Genomic DNA, 17,121 nt, shown 5'->3' with positions numbered 1-17,121 from the left:
TTTTTAGCCCTTTTCGAGGAACCGCCCATGTTTAAAGTCAACGAGTACTTCGACGGCACCGTCAAGTCGATCGCCTTTGGCACCGCTGAAGGTCCAGCGACCATCGGTGTCATGGCACCGGGCGAATACGAATTCGGCACCAGCCAGCGTGAAATCATGCACGTGGTGTCCGGCGCCCTGACCGTCAAACTGCCTGACAGCGACACCTGGGAAACCTTCGCCGCCGGCAGCCAGTTCAACGTGCCCGCCAACAGCAAGTTCCAGCTGAAAGTGGCTGTCGACACCGCTTACCTGTGCGAATACCGCGGCTAAACCCCCCCGGGTTTTCACAGCGACAAAAAAAATGCCCGTGTCCTTGGACGCGGGCATTTTTTATTTTGAAGGGCTTTTATTCGAGGATCGTCACGGGCATGCCGACTTCAAGCCGGCCATTGCCGTCGTTGACCAGGTTCTGTCCGAACATCGCGCCGTCGGCCTCGGTGCGGTATTTCTGCAAGGTCGCCAGCGGTTCACGATCTTCGCTGCGTTCGCCGGTCTGTGGGTCGATGGTGGTCAGAATGCAGCGTGAGCAGGACTTGACCACGCGGAACTCGACATCGCCAATGCGGATGCGCTTCCAGCTATCTTCGGCATAGGCCTCGCTGCCCTCGATCACCAGATTGGGCCTGAAACGCAACATCTCCAGCGGCCGCCCGACCTTGCTCGACAAGTCTTCCAGCGACGCCTGACCAATCAGCAACAACGGAAAGCCATCGGCAAAAGCCACCTGATCATCGTCCTTGCCATAACCGGCCTGGGTGGTCCGCGCGCGATCAAGCGGCACTTGCACCAGACGCGTCGGCTTGCCGATGAACTCACTGACCCAGGCCCCCGCCGCATCGCCGGCATCGGGAACGCGCAAAGTGTCGCGCCAGATGGTCACCCCACGCAGATCGGCATCGCCGTCAGGCAAGGCAATATCGATCGGTGAATGGCCCGGGGCACTGAGGGTCAAGCCGCCGTCGGCATTCCACAACGCCGACAGCTGACTCATTTTCGCGACCGCGCGTTGGGTCAGAAAGCGCCCACTGGCCTCGTCCACCAGCATCCAGCGTCGATCACCGTCCAGTCCCAGCTTGTCCAGGCGGACCTGATTGAGGGTCTCGCCCTTGCCGGATTTCAATGGAAAACGATAAAGCGCGCTCAGACGCATGGCCAGCTCCCTGGTGGGTAAAAACGCCACCCTATACGAGCTTGATTGCCGAATCAAAGGCTGATGTCAAACCAGCCTCTACTCGTGCTGTCAGGCAGGTACAGCGTCGAGCATCAGGCGCTGGCGCACTACGTCGACGAGTTTGTCGGGCTGGAATTTGGAGAGGAAGTTGTCGCAGCCGACCTTCTTCACCATCGAGTCGTTGAAGCTGCCCGACAGAGAGGTGTGCAAGACCACATAAAGGCCGCGCAAACGGGGGTCATTACGGATTTCGGTGGTCAGGCGATAGCCATCCATCTCCGGCATTTCCGCATCGGTGAAGATCATCAGCAGCTTGTCGGTCATGACTTCGCCCGTATCGGCCCAGGCCTTGAGCATGTTCAGCGCCTTCAAGCCATCGCTGGCAATGTGCATCTTCACGCCCAACTGACCCAACGTGTCGCGCAATTGCGACAAGGCCACGTTAGAGTCATCCACCAGCAGCACTTCACGGCCACGGGCACGCTCCAGCACCGGATCGTCGAGTTTGTCGCGCGATACCTTGGCGTTGTACGGAACGATCTCCGCCAGGACTTTCTCGACGTCGATGATTTCCACCAACTGATCATCGACCTTGCTGATGGCGGTCAGGTAATGCTGGCGACCGGCACTGGCCGGCGGCGGCAAAATGGCTTCCCAGTTCATGTTGACGATGCGGTCCACGCCACCGACCAGGAACGCCTGCACCGAGCGGTTGTACTCGGTGACAATAATGGTACTGGTGGGACTTGGCACCAACGGGCGCATGCCGATGGCCTGGGACAGGTCGATCACCGGCAGCGTCTGGCCACGCAGGTTGACCACACCGCAAACAAAGGGATGGCGTTGCGGCATCAGGGTCAGCTTCGGCAGCTGAAGCACTTCCTGAACCTTGAAGACGTTGATCGCAAACAATTGCCGTCCGGCCAGCCGAAACATGAGAATTTCCAGGCGATTCTCACCCACTAGTTGCGTGCGTTGGTCTACCGTGTCGAGAATGCCGGCCATTAATGACTCCTGGGCTTGTTCTGATGAATTCACTAAAGGGAGTTATCGGCTGTTTTTGCCGGACCTTGACCCCCAGACAAAATGCCAGGCTCAGGCGTTGATGTCACATTAACATCATGCTTTACTGGCTCCGTGATTTTCATCTGCTTCCTTCCCTGCGGCGCGACCTCGGTTTGCACGTTAGGTTCCCCTGCGTAAGGGATTCCCCTAGTAACAATCAGGCCCAACCTGATATTCGCAATATCCAATAGCCATTAATGTGACGCCATTCTCATTGCATGAATGGAGTCAGGCTTTTGTGTGCGATTGCAGGTCAGTGGCCATCCACCCTCTCGAGTTCCCCTGCCGGCGCTCAAACCTGCCGGAGCGCGATATCACGAAGGCTTGGCAGCACGGGGACACATATGGTTCTCGTCGGCACACACGACATTCCCTCATCTGACACGACGTTGTGGAGATAAGCATGCCGAACGACACCAAAGAGTGGGCTCAGCGATTTCCGGAATTTCTCGTTGAGGCTGAAACACTCTTGGCCAAATCCGAGGAATGCCTGAGTCATTTGCAACTGATCAGCAATGACAAGGACGCCATCGATTGCATGCTCAGCACCCTTCTCAAGCTGTCCAGCAAGGCCGATGCCTTGGCACTGGCGGCGGTCTCGGAGTTCTCGCTGCATATCCATGGATTACTGAGCTGCGCGCAGAACCACATGGACCTGCACGATCAAGCCCTGGACGCGCTCAAGGACTGCTTCACATTATTGGCCTGGCAACTCGAACTCATCGATCAGACTACCGGCCAACTCGGTCTCGATGACACTGAACAGACCTCATTGATAGAAGCGTTTGCGTTTCAAGTGGGACAAAGTCAGTTTCAGCCGCCCAGCCATGCCAGACCCTTCAGGTTGGTTTCGTTCTCGGAACGGCAAGCTTAAAAACATCAGCCCTGGCCGTGTTGTGCTTTTCTATTGCCATGACGCCGCCCTATAACTTGATGCGCTCATGCCGCAATTGAATGGGTCATTGCGTCGAAGACAGTACGAGATAGTTATCCCTGTCTCGACTTCAGATAGTGGGCAATAAAAACAAAATGCCTGGCAATCGATATATTCCTACGATAAAACTCGACAGTTTTTCCATTATGGAACCACCGTCCAAAAACCATATTTCCTGACTGTATAGAGTTATATACCGAGCGCGACCAACGGTATCTTAAGTGTTATTATGCCGACCATTAATTGACGTCCATTAATGACAGAGTGACTCCAGACGAGCACATTGAAGTCTGTATTTCGAGCACTGCACCGCAGCCATTGAAGCCGACCTCACACAACGATTTCCACACACAGACCCGTCAGTCCTTACGGCCGGTCTGCCCGCAGCGAACATCCATTGGCTCCATCCGCTATGTACGCCAGCCTCAAGTCAAATACCCTGTGGCCACCCTCCCGAAAAAACGCGCGCCGGTTTACGCTTTTACTGTGCATCTGCTCGGCGCTTGGCAGCCTGCTGGTCTATAGCTTGTCCATGCCTCTGCCGGGGAGTCTACTGGTGCTCAATGGTGCGGCGCTGACCTGTGTCTGGGTGGGGCATTGTCTCTCGCGCAAATCGATAAAGTTTCAACCTCAAGAACTGGCTGACCGTCTGCTGCAAGTGCAAGAAAACGAACGCCACCGGCTCAGTCGGGAGCTGCATGATGACATCGGTCAATTGCTGACCGCCGCAAAACTTCAAAGTGAATGGCTCAAACGTCGATTGCCCGAAGAACTACAGGGCCAGTGTTCGATACTCAGCGATACGCTAGACGAAACCCTGACCAAGGTTCGTGACGTCTCGGCCATCCTCAATCCGCGGCAACTGGCCAGTCTCGGGCTGGAAGCCAGCCTGCGTGCACATTTGCTCAGGACCCTGGCCAATACCTCCGTGCACTGGAGCCTGGAATGCCATCAACGCCTGACGGGCATACCGGAGGAAATGGCGGTGGCAGCCTTTCGCATCACCCAAGAAGCGGTTACCAATATACTGCGTCACGCCGAGGCCAGTAATTTGTTGGTCCGCCTGCAACGCCTGCCCCAAGGCCTGACGTTGTTGATCAGCGACGACGGACTGGGTTTCGCGCCAGCGGCAGATCCCGCTCGCGAGGGGCAACGCGGAATGGCCGGGATGTCGGAACGGATCGATCAGTTAGGTGGCACACTGACCGTGACCAGCGAGCCAGGCAAAGGCACTCAAATCGAAGCACTCTTCCCCTGGGCGCCGCGTGCGCTAGAACGGGCCAGTACGAATAAGGTTATGCATTGACTTGTAACTTACTTCTGGTGGATGACCACTCGCTTATCAGGGCTGGCGTGCGCGCCCTGGTGCTGGATATTCCCGGCTATGCGGTAATCGGGGAGGCCAATGACGGCTCGCTGTTAGTCGAGATGGTCGAGCAGCTGTCCCCGGACATCATTCTGCTGGATATTTCCATGAAGGAAACCAGTGGTCTTGAAGCCTTGCAGCGACTCAAGCGCGTACGCCCGCAGTGCAAAGTGCTCATCCTGTCGATGCACACCGACCCGGCGCTTATCATGCAGGCCCTGGAATCAGGGGCTCATGGCTACCTGCTCAAGGACACCACGGCCACCGAACTCGAACATGCCCTGGATGCCTTGCGCAATAACGAACGCTACCTGAGCCCGGCCATTGCCCATACCGTCATCAACCAGGCGCTGACCCGAACCCAGAAAAATCAGACGCAAACCCAGGACTCGCACAATCTGACGGCACGTCAGCTGGAAATCCTGCGGCTGATTGTTCGCGGAAAATCAACCCGGGAAATCGCCAATGGCCTGGGCCTGAGCATCAAGACTGTCGAAACCCACCGCTCGCAGATCATGAAACGCTTGCAGATTTACGATGTGGCCGGCCTGGTGCTGTTCGCCGTGCGCGAGCAAATCATCAGTCTGGACGATTAGCTGGATTCGAGACACTCAATAGCGGCGAGCCTTCGGGCAAATGCACCCGCAATGCCGCCGGGCGCGCCGAGAAACGCAGACTATCGCCCTCCAGAGGTTCACCATCAAGGTTGATATAAAGGCCCTCCGAGACTTTGATCTCGACCCACGGCAAGCGAGCTCGCACAAACATGTTGTCGATGCCAAAGCCATCGGCCAGCAAATCTTTCAAGGTACCGACCACTTCCTGTGGCGCGGGCAAAATGCTGATATCCAGCAGACCATCGTCAGCCAGCGCCTGCGGGCACAACACATGACCACCGCCAGCCTGTCGACCATTACCAATGCCCAATGCCAGCAATTCGCCGCGCCAGTGAAAATCCGGCCCCTGCAACTCGCCATAGGCCGCATGCAACTCACTGAAGCGCGATAACCCCGTGAAGAGATAAGCGGCGCCGCCAAGAATTTTTTTCAGATCTTCGGAGGTATTGGCCGTGACCTGACTGCCAAAGCCGCCAGTGGCCATGTTCAGGAAAACCTGACCGCCGACTTCTCCCAGATCAATGGTTCGCGGAGCAACCTCCAGAAGATCCAACGCCTGAGCGGGCTCCAGAGGCACACCGGCAGCGCGAGCAAAATCATTGGCGGTGCCCAAGGGCAAAAGTACCAGGCTGGCCTGCGTCGAATGCGCCGCCATGGCTTCAGCGATGTCACGCAAGGTACCGTCGCCGCCGCCGGCAATCAGTTGCGTATAGCCTGCCGTCAGCGCTTCTTCCACCAACCGCTGCGCATCACCGGCCTCCCAGGTCAGTCGAACAGCCAGTTTCCAGCCCTGCTGGCGCTTGCCTTCGACGGCTGCACGGACCTCCTCATTGAGTGCCTGCTTGCCATGCAGAATCAACAGTGCCTTGCGCTCGCTCATTTTTGCCACTCCCATATCCGCAATTCCATGGGATATGTTGACCTCGCAGCCCCTGATAAAAGTCGACTGGATTTCAATTATTTCCAAGGGAAGGAAACGTGAGTCCTACAGAGCGGTATTTTTTCGTACAAAACATGAGGAATCGGCTCAATTGACCCATCCGAACAATTGGTACACCGTTGGATCTCGGTTATCAGTTATCACCCGTTAATTACACAGGGACGTGAAGCAATGAATGAAACCCCCTTAAGGGCCTCAAAAAGCGCAAGCAACAACGGCATCGATCACCTGAATGGTTTTAACGCAAGGAGCCAGTTAGTCCATGCAAAGCCATGACCTCAGACTACCGCTAACTCCGGTCGCGCCGTTCGCAGAAAATCGCGCCAATTATCAGGCTGAACTCAAAAACAGCGCAAAGCACGCCGGAGAAGTGGACATGGAACCTCGCGTCATTGAACTGGAGACACACCTCAAGTACATCCGCAGAGACATGGATGAAGTCCGGGGTGACGTCAAATCCATCAAACACAGGCTTGCCTATTCAGCTGGCGCAACAGCCGTGATCCTGGGTCTTCTGGCCTGGATCGCCAACAGCCGCTTCGATCAGGTCGTGACACTTCTGGCACATTAAGAAATGGTCACGCACGCAAGCCCGATGCGATCAACCGGGCTTGCGGGGCAAAACCAGTGCCTGTATCAGCTCAAGACTTCACTCAGCGGGATGAAGCTCACCCAATCACCCTCAATCAGCGTACGGTCCTCCAGCACTTCAACCAGACCGTCAGCCCAGGCAGCACTGCGCAGTACGCCAGAGCTCTGATTCCTGTAGATGATTGCCCGGCCATTCTCCAGACGTCCGCGCAAGTACTCTCGTCGGTTACCAGCCTTTGGCCAGACAAACCCTGCCGGCACCTGAAACTTCAGGGGCTCAACTTCTTTTACGCCTTGGCGGCGCAAAAGGTAGGGCCTTGCCAACAGAGCAAAAGTCACCAGGGTAGACGCCGGATTGCCGGGTAAACCGATCACAGGCACGCCGCGAAAATGCCCGAACGTCAGCGGCTTGCCTGGTTTGATGGCAAGCTTCCACAGCGTCAATTCGCCCTCTTCCCGCAAGGCAATGCCCAGAAAGTCGGCCTCTCCCACCGATACGCCACCGGTCGAGAGAATCAGGTCGACATCCTTCAACTCACCGAGGCGGGCACGAGTGGTCGCTAAATCATCGGGAAGAATACCGGCGTCGATCACCTCACAACCTAACCGCTGCAACCAGCTGCAAAGCAACACTCGATTACTGTTGTAGATCTGTCCTGGCCCAAGGGCCTGACCAGGCTCAATCAACTCATCACCGGTAGACAAGACCGCAACACGAACCTTGCGAACCACGTCCAGCTCAGCGCATCCCAGCGATGCCGCCAGCCCCTGTTCAATAGGCCCCAGACGCGTTCCGGCGGGCAGGATCAGCTCACCGACGGTGGCTTCCTGACCTTGTGGACGGATGTTCTTTCCTGGGGTCATGGTTTCGGTGAAACGTACTCGCTCATCCGCCTGAACCTCGGCGTTCTCCTGCATCTCGACACAGTCGGCACCGGCGGGCACAGGCGCGCCAGTGAAGATCCGCGCACAAGTACCTGGCTTCAAGGGCTCCGGGGCCTGGCCTGCAAAAATCTTCTGACTGACCACCAACGGCTCTCCCGTCCAGTCGGCCAGGCGCAAGGCATAACCGTCCATGGCACTGTTGGGCCAAGGCGGCAAATCAAGTGTCGAGACCAGGTCAGCAGCCAGTACACGCCCCTGAACCTGCGCCAACGGCAAGCGTTCGTGCTCACGAATCTTCGAGGCGTCGGCCATTTCCAGTAAACGCGCCAGTGCCACCTCGACAGCCATCAGACTGCCTGTCTTGCCTGGCTTACCCGCGGGTTTCACAGGGTGCCGCCTGTTTCAGATGGGCCACGAAATTGCACGGACGGTGACGAGAATCCAGTTGCTCGGCGAGAATACCGTCCCAACCGGTGCGCACCGCGTTGGTCGAGCCCGGCAAGCAGCACACCAGCGTGCCATTGGCCAGACCGGCCAAAGCCCGGGACTGAACCGTCGAGGTGCCGATATCCGCTACCGATATCTGCCGGAACAATTCACCAAAACCATCGACCTGTTTATCCAGCAGGCAACTCACGGCTTCGGGCGTGCTGTCGCGACCGGTGAACCCGGTACCGCCGGTGATCAGCACCACTTGCACGACCTCATCAGCAATCCAGTTGGCGACTTGCGCGCGAATTTTGTAGAGGTCATCTTTAAGCAATACACGGGCCGCCAGGTTATGACCGGCAGCGCTCAAACGGTCGACGAAGACCTGGCCTGAGGTATCGGTTTCCAGGGTACGGGTATCGCTGACAGTCAGCACCGCGATGTTGAGCGGTGCGAAAGGTACATCAGCCTTGGCTTTCATAGGCTCGTCCAGTTGTAGGAGAAACAGCCCGGTGTTATATCACAGCGCCTCATTTTTTCGCCGCCCTCATGGAGAAGTGCGATGACCTCGAATACACCTCTGGCACCTTGCTCCATTCTGCTCCTGGCCGGCGGTCGCGGCCAACGCATGGGCGGTCAGGACAAGGGATTGCTGGATTGGCACGGCGAACCGCTGATCGCGCATCTGCACCGCAAGACGCGCCCGCTGAGTGATGACCTGATCATCTCCTGCAACAGAAACCCGGAAAAATATGCGCCTTATGCGGATCAGTTGGTCCATGACGACGAAGGCGACTTTCCGGGGCCGTTGGCGGGTATTCGCGCTGGCCTGAAGGCCGCCCGTCACGCCTGCTTACTTGTGCTGCCCTGCGATGTGCCACGCATCGATGCCGCGCTGCTCCAGAACATGCGTGAAACTGCCGGGCAGCATCCGGACAAACCGCTGATGCTGCGCCATGGTGAACATTGGGAACCCTTGCTGTGCATGATTCCCGTCGCCCTTTCAGCGGCTTTCGAGACTGCCTGGAACGAAGGCGAGCGCAGCCCGGGTCGCCTTATGCGCAAGCTGGGCGCCACAGCCCTGCAATGCCCGGATAACGACCCCCGCCTGGCCAATCTTAATACGCCTGAACTGTTAAGCACACACCACACTGTGTCAGACTGACACGCGAAGGAACTTGCGCGCGTTGTATACGTCTCAAGCTCAGCAACCAAAAGAATTCCCATTCGGAGACACACCCATGACTCAACGGACCCTCGCCACTTTCATGCTCGCACTGGGCCTTGCCACCCTCGCCGGTTGCGCATCGCCTACAGTGATCACCTTGAATGACGGTCGAGAAATCCAGGCCGTCGACGCGCCTAAGTACGATGAAGAATCGGGCTTTTACGAATTCGAACAACTGGATGGCAAGCACACCCGCGTCAACAAAGATCAGGTCCGTACCGTTAAAGATCTGTAATCTTTACGGCGACAACCAGATACAGAAAAGCCCGCTTTTAAAGCGGGCTTTTTCGTGGCTGAAGAAAAGCAGGGTCGTTAGCCCTGTGATCACCACTGTAAGGTGATGGTGCTTTCGAATTCTCTTTCCTGCCCCGTGACCGGATCGACAAATCGCAGCCCCTGGGCCAACAGCTTCAAGGGGTTGGCATAGTCATCTTCTACGTCCTTGAGCACCTGCGGATAGAACGGATCATTGCAGATGCTGGCCCCCAGGGCTGTCATGTGAACTCGCAACTGATGTTTCTTGCCCGTCACCGGGTACAACGCATAACGCCAGAGTTCACCGTTTTTTTCCCTGACCTCGACAGCCGTCTCGGTATTGCTGATGCCCGGACCTTCTTGCATGCGAAAAAACGGCTCGCCATCGATAAGTCGGCTTTTATGAACCAGCGGGAAGGTGTGCTCCGGCAATGCCCGGGCGATTGCTTCATAGCGCTTTTCGATCTGGCGTGCAGGAAACAAGGATTGATACGCCGACCGACTCTGAGGGTTGGCTGAAAACAGCACCAGCCCCGCCGTATGCCGGTCAATGCGATGCAAAGGCACCAGATGCGGGTTATCCAGGCGACGGATCAGCCGCCGCAGCAATGTCTGCTCCACGTATTCGCCCGCCGGAGTCACGGGCAGAAAGTGCGGCTTGTCCGCCACCACCAGATGCTCGTCGGCATAGAGGATCGACTCCACCACCGGGATCGGTTTTTCGTCGGGCACCTCACGGAAATAATGAATCCGCAGACCTTCCTTGTAAGGCAGGTTCAGGGGGATCGGCAGGCCTTGCCCATCAAGGACACGACCGCGAGCAATTCTGTCCAGCCATTGTTCACGACCGATGGCGCTGAAGTGTTCGCACAGGCAATCGAGGACGGTCTGCCACGTCCCCGGCGGCAGATAGAGCGTGCTGGCCTGGTTGTGTGCGGCAGAAAAAGATGAAGTGGACATACGAAAAGCTCTAACCCCTCAATACAGAGCGGCATTATCCAACAGTGGCCGGAACGAACCTAGAAGAGAATCCTCAGGCCGGTATCGACTGTGCTCGAGCGGCCGCTTCGGTGAACTCCTTGAGCCAGCGCAGCACATCGACCGCTTCCCAGCGCCCCGGATCATAAAGCGCATACAACAACCCCTGATAGCCCACGACATCCAGCTGCCGGTGGTAGCCCGCACGCTGGAACAAGGCTTCGATTTCGGCGAAACAGGTATTGAAATGCAATTTGTTGAAGGGTGTTTTCCCCTCCGTGACCAAACCATCCAAACGCAGTTCGAGGACAGCCTCGCGCACCACGTCTGCCGACATCCGGTTCACGCTGTTCTTCAATTGCTCGACATTGACCAAGGTTCATCCCTCTGACGTCCGGGATCGCCTGCGTAAACCCGAAACCGGGAAAAGCATGGCAGGCAATCGGAGTAACTGTATGAACATACAGTAACCGAATAACCTGTCTTTGGCCAAGGGATGAAACGAGGATCGCGACAGGTGGGGCGCATCGCCAGCAGCGTCAGGGTTCGCGCAGGAACGCCACCACTTCATCGGCACCGAACGGCCAGCCCAACTCAGCGCCGGTATCGACCCGTCGCAACACCGGAATACGCAGACTGTAAGCTTCGAACCAGGTTTCATCGTCAGCGATATCCACCAGCTCCACCAACAGACCACGCTCGACAAACTCCATCAGCATGGCTTCGGCGACTTCACAAAGATGGCAACCAACGGTGCCGAACAACTGACATTCAGGAGGCATGACGACAAGACCCATCGAAGTAAGCGCTCATTCTAGGCCCGCGATCAAAAGCAGTCGAGCCGATGCCCTATCTGTCTGAGCAATGGCATTTCAAGAGATTTCGGCAAACTCCTGACGCACATCATTCGCCTTAACGGCCATTTGCGCGATGCTCGCGTCTTTTTTACTTCTACGCTTGAGTAGCCAGATCCCTCACCGGAGTTTTTTGTGTTCGCCAATCTGTTGATCATCTTCACCGCCTCTTTGGTAGTGATTGCACTGTTCCAGCGCCTGCGCTTGCCACCGGTGCTGGGTTACCTGTGCGTAGGGCTGATGATCGGACCGACCGCGTTCAACTGGGTGAATGAAAGCGAAGAGTTGCCCGACCTTGCCGAGTTGGGCGTGGTGTTCCTGCTGTTTTCTCTCGGGCTTGAATTTTCTCTATCGAAAATGCTCGCACTGCGCCAAGTGGTGTTTGGCCTGGGCAGCCTGCAAGTGCTGGTTTCCGGGATCGCGCTGGGGATGTTGCTGATGCTGTTCGGCATGCCAACCACGCCTGCACTGTTACTCGGTGCCGGTTTGGCGCTGTCGTCCACCGCCATTGTCAGCAAGGAGTTAAGCAGCCTCGGTGAGCTTTTCAGCCGCCACGGCCAGAATGCCATCGCCGTGCTGTTGTTCCAGGACGTGGTCGCAGTGCTGCTACTGACCCTGGTGCCGGTGTTCGCCGGTAATAGCGACCAGGTCTGGTATTGGGCTCTGCCATTGACGCTGGGCAAGACGATCGTGCTGTTCGTCGGTCTGCTGCTGGTCAGTCGCTGGTTTTTGCCACGGCTGTTTCATGAAGTCGCCGCGTCCCGGTCCGCCGAGCTGTTCGTGCTGTTGGCGCTGGTGATCGTTCTGCTGACGGCCTGGCTGACTCACCTGCTCGGCCTCTCCCCAGCCCTGGGCGCCTTTCTCGCCGGCATGCTACTGGGGGAAAGCCACTACCGACATCAGATCGAGGCGGACATCCGTCCGTTTCGCGACATTCTGCTCGGGGTATTCTTCGTCAGCATCGGCATGTTGATCGACTTGCGCTTGTTTGCCAGCCACGGCTTGCTGATTCTCGGACTGACGCTGGGATTACTGCTGATCAAAGGCACCGTGGTCGCGCTGCTGGTCAAATGGCGCGGCAGCGATGTCGAAACCGCCTGGCGCAGCGGCCTGGCCTTGGCTCAAGGGGGTGAATTCTGTTTTGCCCTGATGACGCAAATGCAGCAGAACAAACTGATGCCCGCCGACTTCGGTGGCCTGCTGCTAGCCGCCACGTTCTGCTCGATGCTGGTGACGCCTTTACTGCTGCGCGCCGCTCCCCACATCGCCACACGCCTGCACCACAAGCCCAACGAAGAAGCCGAACTCGAAAAAATCAGCGCACTCAACGCTGGCTTGCACAATCACGTGGTGATCTGTGGGTATGGCCGCGTAGGTCAGTCCATCGGGCGCGTCCTGCGTAATGTAGATCAACCGTACATTGCGCTGGATACCGACCCGGTGCGGGTTCAGGAAGCAGCCGTCAATGAAAACTGCGTCCATTACGGCGATTCACGTCGCGGCGAACTGCTGGTGGCGATAGGGCTGGAACGCGCCAGACTATTGGTGATCGCCGTGGATCAGACGGACATCGCACTGTTGATACTCAAGGAGGCACGCCGGTTCAACCCGAGTGTGTCGATCCTGGTGCGCACACGGGACGACAGTCAGTTGGCCGAGTTGAAGGCAGCCGGTGCCAGCGAAGTCGTACCCGAGTTGCTGGAGTCGAGCCTGATGCTCGTCTCCCACGCGCTGATCATGCTGGGCATACCCGGCCAGCAGGTGCGAGACCGGGTCGACCAGGTACGGCGTGACCGCTATCGCCTGCTGCACGGCTTTTACCCCGGTGCCGACGATGAGGAACGCTGATTCAATCCTGGCTCACGGCACCGATCTTGTGCACCGACAAGTCCGCGCCGTAATACTCCTCTTCCTGGCTCAGGCGCAGACCATGGAACGCCTTGATTACGCCATACACCGCAAAACCGCCGGCAAGCGCCACGATCACACCCAGAGAAGTGCCGATCAACTGACTGATCAGGCTCACGCCCCCCAAACCACCCAAGGCGGTTTGACCAAAGATGCCGCAAGCGATCCCGCCCCAGACACCACACAGCCCATGCAGAGGCCAGACGCCCAGCACATCATCGATATGCCATTTGCCTTGGGCGGCGGTAAAGCACCAGACAAACAGTGCCCCGGCGATGGCACCGGTCACCAACGCGCCCACCGGGTGCATCAGATCCGATCCGGCGCAGATCGCCACCAGTCCGGCCAATGGGCCGTTATGCAGGAAGCCCGGGTCATTGCGCCCGGCGATCAACGCCGCCACGGTGCCACCGACCATGGCCATCAACGAATTCACCGCGACCAGCCCGCTGACCCCTTGCAGTGTTTGAGCGCTCATTACGTTGAAGCCGAACCAGCCAACGATCAGAATCCAGGAACCCAACGCCAGAAAGGGAATGCTCGACGGTGCGAATGCCACCAGTCGTCCATCGCGATAACGACCTTGCCTTGGGCCGAGCAACAACACCGCCGCGAGTGCCAGCCAGCCACCCATGGCGTGAACCACCACAGAGCCTGCGAAGTCATGGAAACTGGCACCGAAGCGTTCCAGCAACCAGGCTTGCAAACCAAAGTTGCCATTCCAGATCATGCCTTCGAAGAAGGGATAGATGAACGCCACGATCAGCGCCGTCGCACACAACTGCGGGACGAACCGGGCGCGCTCGGCGATGCCTCCCGAAATGATTGCCGGTATCGCCGCAGCAAAGGTCAACAGAAAGAAAAACTTCACCAGCCCATAGCCATGATCGGCGGTGATCACCGCCGCCGGCTGCATGAAAGTGACTCCGTAGGAAATCCAATAGCCTATAAAGAAGTAGGCCAGGGTCGAAATGGCGAAGTCGCTGAGGATCTTCGACAAAGCGTTGACCTGGTTTTTTTGTCGAACCGTACCCACCTCGAGAAAGGCGAAACCGGCGTGCATGGCCAGGACCATGACCGCACCGATAAGGATGAACAACGTGTTGGAGCTATGGACCAGACTGTCCACAGCACTTTGCAGATTTTCCATGGATTGGCAGACCTGAAGGCTGAAAAAAAGCACCAAAGCAGTTCGTGCAGAAGGCTGACGCACCAAGTTGCAGCCGATCCAGACTGAAGCGCTGATCCGGATGAACCGCTTTGGCGCACAAGAACGGAACCTTTGCGCGAGTTTTGATTATTTGAGTTAAGGTTTTCCTGAAATCATGCCCAGCAACAGCGCGACGGCGCAGGCTGACGCACCACGACATAGCAAAAGTTGTACCAGTCATTTGTACTGAACCTTCACGCAAGGCTCATACTCGAACGCTTCAGAAGCCACTCACGGAGATCACCAATGGCACGCACCACAGCAAAGACTGCTCAAGAAGTTTTGATGGAAGATTTTCAGACACTGGTCACCGACACTGAAAGGTTGCTGGAGCACACCAAATCCCTGGCTGGCGATCAAGCCGATGAGTTGCGCCAGCAGATCCATGACAGTCTGCTGCGCGCGCGGGAAACCCTGAAATTGACCGAAGACTCTGTGCGCGAGCGCGGCAAAGCCGCTGTCACCGCCACGGAAGATTACGTCCAGGCCAACCCATGGCAATCGATCGGGATCGCGGCTGGCGTGGGGTTCCTGATCGGCCTGCTGGCCACTCGGCGCTAATATGGCGATCGGCGAATCCGACCCGTCCGCGACGGGCACCGGCTCATCCCCGCGGCGCCTCGGTGCCGCGTTTCTTGGACTGCTGCACAGTCATGTCGAACTGTTTGGCATTGAATTGCAGGAACAAAAAGCACGCACGGTAAGCCTGTTGTTGTTTGCAGGCCTGACGCTGGTCTTTGCCTTGTTATTGCTGGTGGGCTTGTCGACGCTGGTGTTGATCCTGTTTTGGGACACCTATCGCCTGGCAGCAATCATCGGGCTCTGTGTGTTCTATACCCTCGCCGCGTTGTTCTGTGCGATGCGCTTGAGAGCAGCGATTTTCGATGAATCCTCGCCCTTCCACGGCACTCTGGAAGAGTTGGCCAATGATCGGGAGCGTCTGTTGCCATGAGCCTGTCTGAACTTCCCCGCAACAGCTCGCGCACGGAAATGCGCAAGGCGCTGATTCGCCTGCGCATGGAAATGCATCGCCAGGAAATTCGCCACGAATCCCAACAGCTGCTGCATCCCTTGCAACGGGTGCGTGGCATGACGCAAAACCTGCAAGACGGTCTCGGCATCAAACACGCCCCGCTCTGGGGCATCGCGGCCGTGATCGGGTTGGGCTTTCTGACCGGCAAGGGTGCCAAGGGTGGCGGTATCGGCAGCCTGACTCGGCTGGCTCGCCTGGGCGTCACGCTGGGGCCACTGATCAAGCTGATCATGCAGAACTCTTCGCGCAAACACTAATCAGTCCTGTTTGGCTGCATTCTTGCAACACCACCTGGATTAACCTCTTTATGAGAGGTTAGTCCTGCGTGCCTGCTTGGTGTCCAGGTTTACCCGGAACAAAACCTTACTAAGGAGGCCTTGTGATCGACGGGCAACCGCTCGCCTGCTTTCAGCCGTTCATCGATACCGCCACGGGCCGCATCGCTGGCGTCGAAGCGCTGGGTCGACTGCGTCAGGCCGACGGTCAACTGACCTCGGTAGGACCGCTGTTCGCCGACCCGCGAACCCCCGCCATCGCCCTGCGTCGTCTTGATCGCCAGATTCGCGATGATGCGCTGAGCCGTCTGCATGAAGCGCCCCCGGACTGGTTTCTCAGCCTCAACATATCGCCCCGCTGGATCAGTCGCTTGCACCGGGACCAGGCACTGCCAAGCCTCAAGCAGCTGAGCAGGCATGGCGTCGACGCGCAACGAATCGTCTTTGAGATCACCGAACTGGGCGGTGACAGCCAGCGTCTTGCCGAAGTCGTGGCCCGTTACCGACAAGCCGGGGCGCGGATCGCCATTGATGATTTCGGTGCCGGTTACTCTCAGCTCGATCGCGTGCTGGCCCTGCAACCGGACATTCTCAAGCTCGACATGCGATTGTTCCAGGCCGCCGCATTGGGAGGCCCCAGCAGCGAGGTGGTGAAGGCACTGGCGCAAATGGCGGAGAAAACCGGTTGCTGGATTATCGCTGAGGGCGTGGAAACCGAAGCTCAACTGAATTTTGCCCTGGAGTGTGGTTCACGCTACGTACAGGGCTTTCTGTTCGCCCGTGCGCAAGCTGATTTCTTCGCCACAGATGCCTTTGTCGAGCGCTTCGCGCAACTGCGTCAGCGCTATGTTCAGCAAAAACTGGCTGAGCGCGCTCGCCTGATGATCATGCGCCAGCAACTCAGCGAACTGATGACCATCCTGCAAGCCTGGGCTCAAGCCAGCGCGCCCCTCAGCACCTTGCCGCAACTGGAAGCGTTTCCCTGGTTGTTGCGCTTTTATCAATGCGACCGCCACGGCACGCAGCTGACCCCCAATCTGGAATGGCGCAACAACGGCTGGGAAGCCGATAACCGCTACTTGGGCCATAACTGGTCATGGCGCCCCTACTTTTATCACTTGCTGGCCGAGGGTTGGGATGAGCGCCGGCTGACGCTTTCCAACACCTACCGCGATGCCACCAGCAATCAGTACTGCCTCACCGCCGGGCAATTCTTCGATAACGGCGAGCGACTGCTGCTCATCGATATCGATGCCGCGGGGCTTTAGGGTCTGTTGACGTATGGTGGCGAACCGCGTTGCTGTGCCAACTTGTGCGAGGCAAGTGGGCCGCCGTCGCGG

The 17,121-nt window shown here is 57.6% G+C and carries 21 protein-coding genes; 12 read left to right on the top strand and 9 right to left on the bottom strand.

The window, feature by feature from the left end:
• Nucleotides 1-27 precede the first annotated feature (27 nt).
• The gene (locus tag ACQKPC_RS10075; protein WP_007895072.1) at nucleotides 28-312 is read left to right on the top strand and encodes a pyrimidine/purine nucleoside phosphorylase; all 285 of its coding nucleotides are present in this window, start codon (nucleotides 28-30) and stop codon (nucleotides 310-312) included.
• Between the two features lie 76 nt (nucleotides 313-388).
• Here ACQKPC_RS10075 and ACQKPC_RS10070 read toward each other — a convergent pair whose 3' ends face one another.
• Both ACQKPC_RS10070 and ACQKPC_RS10065 read right to left on the bottom strand, forming a co-directional pair.
• Nucleotides 389-1,192, bottom strand: a complete 804-nt coding sequence (locus tag ACQKPC_RS10070) for an MOSC domain-containing protein (RefSeq protein ID WP_427624332.1) — start codon at nucleotides 1,190-1,192, stop codon at nucleotides 389-391.
• Between the two features lie 90 nt (nucleotides 1,193-1,282).
• A complete protein-coding gene (locus ACQKPC_RS10065; protein ID WP_123497545.1) occupies nucleotides 1,283-2,218 on the bottom strand; it encodes a chemotaxis protein CheV in 936 nt (311 codons plus the stop codon).
• Between the two features lie 463 nt (nucleotides 2,219-2,681).
• Here ACQKPC_RS10065 and ACQKPC_RS10060 point away from each other — a divergent pair, with 463 nt between their 5' ends.
• The 3 genes from ACQKPC_RS10060 to ACQKPC_RS10050 all read left to right on the top strand — a co-directional run bounded on the left by ACQKPC_RS10060 (nucleotide 2,682) and on the right by ACQKPC_RS10050 (nucleotide 5,174).
• The gene (locus ACQKPC_RS10060) at nucleotides 2,682-3,152 is read left to right on the top strand and encodes a hypothetical protein (RefSeq protein WP_123497547.1); all 471 of its coding nucleotides are present in this window, start codon (nucleotides 2,682-2,684) and stop codon (nucleotides 3,150-3,152) included.
• A 472-nt stretch (nucleotides 3,153-3,624) separates the two neighbouring features.
• A complete protein-coding gene (locus tag ACQKPC_RS10055; protein ID WP_427624381.1) occupies nucleotides 3,625-4,518 on the top strand; it encodes a sensor histidine kinase in 894 nt (297 codons plus the stop codon).
• Nucleotides 4,515-5,174 carry a response regulator gene (locus tag ACQKPC_RS10050; RefSeq protein ID WP_032830712.1) on the top strand — a complete coding sequence of 220 codons (660 nt, stop codon included), beginning with the start codon at nucleotides 4,515-4,517 and terminating at the stop codon, nucleotides 5,172-5,174. Before ACQKPC_RS10055 ends, ACQKPC_RS10050 begins: the two co-directional genes overlap by 4 nt.
• On the opposite strand, the gene yegS is transcribed toward ACQKPC_RS10050, so the two are convergent.
• Nucleotides 5,158-6,075, bottom strand: coding sequence for a lipid kinase YegS (gene yegS / locus ACQKPC_RS10045; protein WP_427624329.1), 918 nt, complete (start codon nucleotides 6,073-6,075; stop codon nucleotides 5,158-5,160). The genes ACQKPC_RS10050 and yegS overlap by 17 nt on opposite strands.
• 322 nt (nucleotides 6,076-6,397) lie before the next feature.
• On the opposite strand from yegS, the gene ACQKPC_RS10040 reads away from it, so the two are divergent.
• Nucleotides 6,398-6,706 carry a hypothetical protein gene (locus tag ACQKPC_RS10040; RefSeq protein ID WP_427624327.1) on the top strand — a complete coding sequence of 103 codons (309 nt, stop codon included), beginning with the start codon at nucleotides 6,398-6,400 and terminating at the stop codon, nucleotides 6,704-6,706.
• A 65-nt stretch (nucleotides 6,707-6,771) separates the two neighbouring features.
• Here the strand turns inward: ACQKPC_RS10040 and ACQKPC_RS10035 are convergent, their stop codons facing one another.
• Both ACQKPC_RS10035 and moaB read right to left on the bottom strand, forming a co-directional pair.
• Nucleotides 6,772-7,998: a molybdopterin molybdotransferase MoeA gene (locus ACQKPC_RS10035; protein ID WP_427624325.1), complete on the bottom strand. Its 1,227-nt coding sequence runs from the start codon at nucleotides 7,996-7,998 to the stop codon at nucleotides 6,772-6,774.
• Nucleotides 7,982-8,521, bottom strand: a complete 540-nt coding sequence (moaB, locus tag ACQKPC_RS10030) for a molybdenum cofactor biosynthesis protein B (RefSeq protein WP_008075630.1) — start codon at nucleotides 8,519-8,521, stop codon at nucleotides 7,982-7,984. The genes ACQKPC_RS10035 and moaB overlap by 17 nt, the downstream gene beginning before the upstream one ends.
• Nucleotides 8,522-8,602: 81 nt before the next feature.
• Here moaB and mobA point away from each other — a divergent pair, with 81 nt between their 5' ends.
• Both mobA and ACQKPC_RS10020 read left to right on the top strand, forming a co-directional pair.
• Nucleotides 8,603-9,205 (top strand): molybdenum cofactor guanylyltransferase MobA, encoded by a 603-nt coding sequence (gene mobA, locus ACQKPC_RS10025; protein ID WP_427624323.1) that lies wholly within the window; start codon nucleotides 8,603-8,605, stop codon nucleotides 9,203-9,205.
• 76 nt (nucleotides 9,206-9,281) lie between these two features.
• The gene (locus ACQKPC_RS10020) at nucleotides 9,282-9,503 is read left to right on the top strand and encodes a YgdI/YgdR family lipoprotein (RefSeq protein WP_007895056.1); all 222 of its coding nucleotides are present in this window, start codon (nucleotides 9,282-9,284) and stop codon (nucleotides 9,501-9,503) included.
• An 89-nt stretch (nucleotides 9,504-9,592) separates the two neighbouring features.
• Here the strand turns inward: ACQKPC_RS10020 and ACQKPC_RS10015 are convergent, their stop codons facing one another.
• From ACQKPC_RS10015 to ACQKPC_RS10005, 3 genes are all read right to left on the bottom strand, one after another.
• A complete protein-coding gene (locus ACQKPC_RS10015) occupies nucleotides 9,593-10,483 on the bottom strand; it encodes a pseudouridine synthase (protein ID WP_427624321.1) in 891 nt (296 codons plus the stop codon).
• Nucleotides 10,484-10,556: 73 nt separating this feature from the next.
• Entirely contained in the window at nucleotides 10,557-10,877 is a 321-nt protein-coding gene (locus ACQKPC_RS10010) for a hypothetical protein (protein WP_008075636.1), read from the bottom strand.
• Between the two features lie 163 nt (nucleotides 10,878-11,040).
• Nucleotides 11,041-11,283: a glutaredoxin family protein gene (locus ACQKPC_RS10005; RefSeq protein WP_032835369.1), complete on the bottom strand. Its 243-nt coding sequence runs from the start codon at nucleotides 11,281-11,283 to the stop codon at nucleotides 11,041-11,043.
• Between the two features lie 207 nt (nucleotides 11,284-11,490).
• Here ACQKPC_RS10005 and ACQKPC_RS10000 point away from each other — a divergent pair, with 207 nt between their 5' ends.
• On the top strand, nucleotides 11,491-13,203 hold the full coding sequence (locus ACQKPC_RS10000) for a cation:proton antiporter (protein WP_427624318.1): 1,713 nt from the start codon (nucleotides 11,491-11,493) through the stop codon (nucleotides 13,201-13,203).
• A gap of 1 nt (nucleotide 13,204) precedes the next feature.
• On the opposite strand, the gene ACQKPC_RS09995 is transcribed toward ACQKPC_RS10000, so the two are convergent.
• Nucleotides 13,205-14,413, bottom strand: coding sequence for an ammonium transporter (locus tag ACQKPC_RS09995; protein WP_427624316.1), 1,209 nt, complete (start codon nucleotides 14,411-14,413; stop codon nucleotides 13,205-13,207).
• 306 nt (nucleotides 14,414-14,719) lie between these two features.
• Between ACQKPC_RS09995 and ACQKPC_RS09990 the strand changes: the two genes are divergently transcribed.
• From ACQKPC_RS09990 to ACQKPC_RS09975, 4 genes are all read left to right on the top strand, one after another.
• Nucleotides 14,720-15,034 carry a DUF883 family protein gene (locus tag ACQKPC_RS09990; protein WP_427624314.1) on the top strand — a complete coding sequence of 105 codons (315 nt, stop codon included), beginning with the start codon at nucleotides 14,720-14,722 and terminating at the stop codon, nucleotides 15,032-15,034.
• Nucleotide 15,035: 1 nt separating this feature from the next.
• Nucleotides 15,036-15,425, top strand: a complete 390-nt coding sequence (locus tag ACQKPC_RS09985; RefSeq protein ID WP_367372439.1) for a phage holin family protein — start codon at nucleotides 15,036-15,038, stop codon at nucleotides 15,423-15,425.
• The gene (locus ACQKPC_RS09980; protein WP_218397486.1) at nucleotides 15,422-15,763 is read left to right on the top strand and encodes a hypothetical protein; all 342 of its coding nucleotides are present in this window, start codon (nucleotides 15,422-15,424) and stop codon (nucleotides 15,761-15,763) included. Before ACQKPC_RS09985 ends, ACQKPC_RS09980 begins: the two co-directional genes overlap by 4 nt.
• A gap of 122 nt (nucleotides 15,764-15,885) precedes the next feature.
• Complete coding sequence (locus tag ACQKPC_RS09975; RefSeq protein WP_427624312.1) at nucleotides 15,886-17,049, top strand: EAL domain-containing protein; 1,164 nt, start codon at nucleotides 15,886-15,888, stop codon at nucleotides 17,047-17,049.
• The last annotated feature ends 72 nt before the right edge of the window (nucleotides 17,050-17,121 follow it).

It is taken from the genome of Pseudomonas sp. NPDC089918 (assembly GCF_050280605.1).
In the GTDB taxonomy this organism is placed as follows: domain Bacteria; phylum Pseudomonadota; class Gammaproteobacteria; order Pseudomonadales; family Pseudomonadaceae; genus Aquipseudomonas.
The sequence above is the reverse complement of the archived record's forward strand: the minus strand, read 5'-3'. Positions and strand labels throughout refer to the sequence as shown.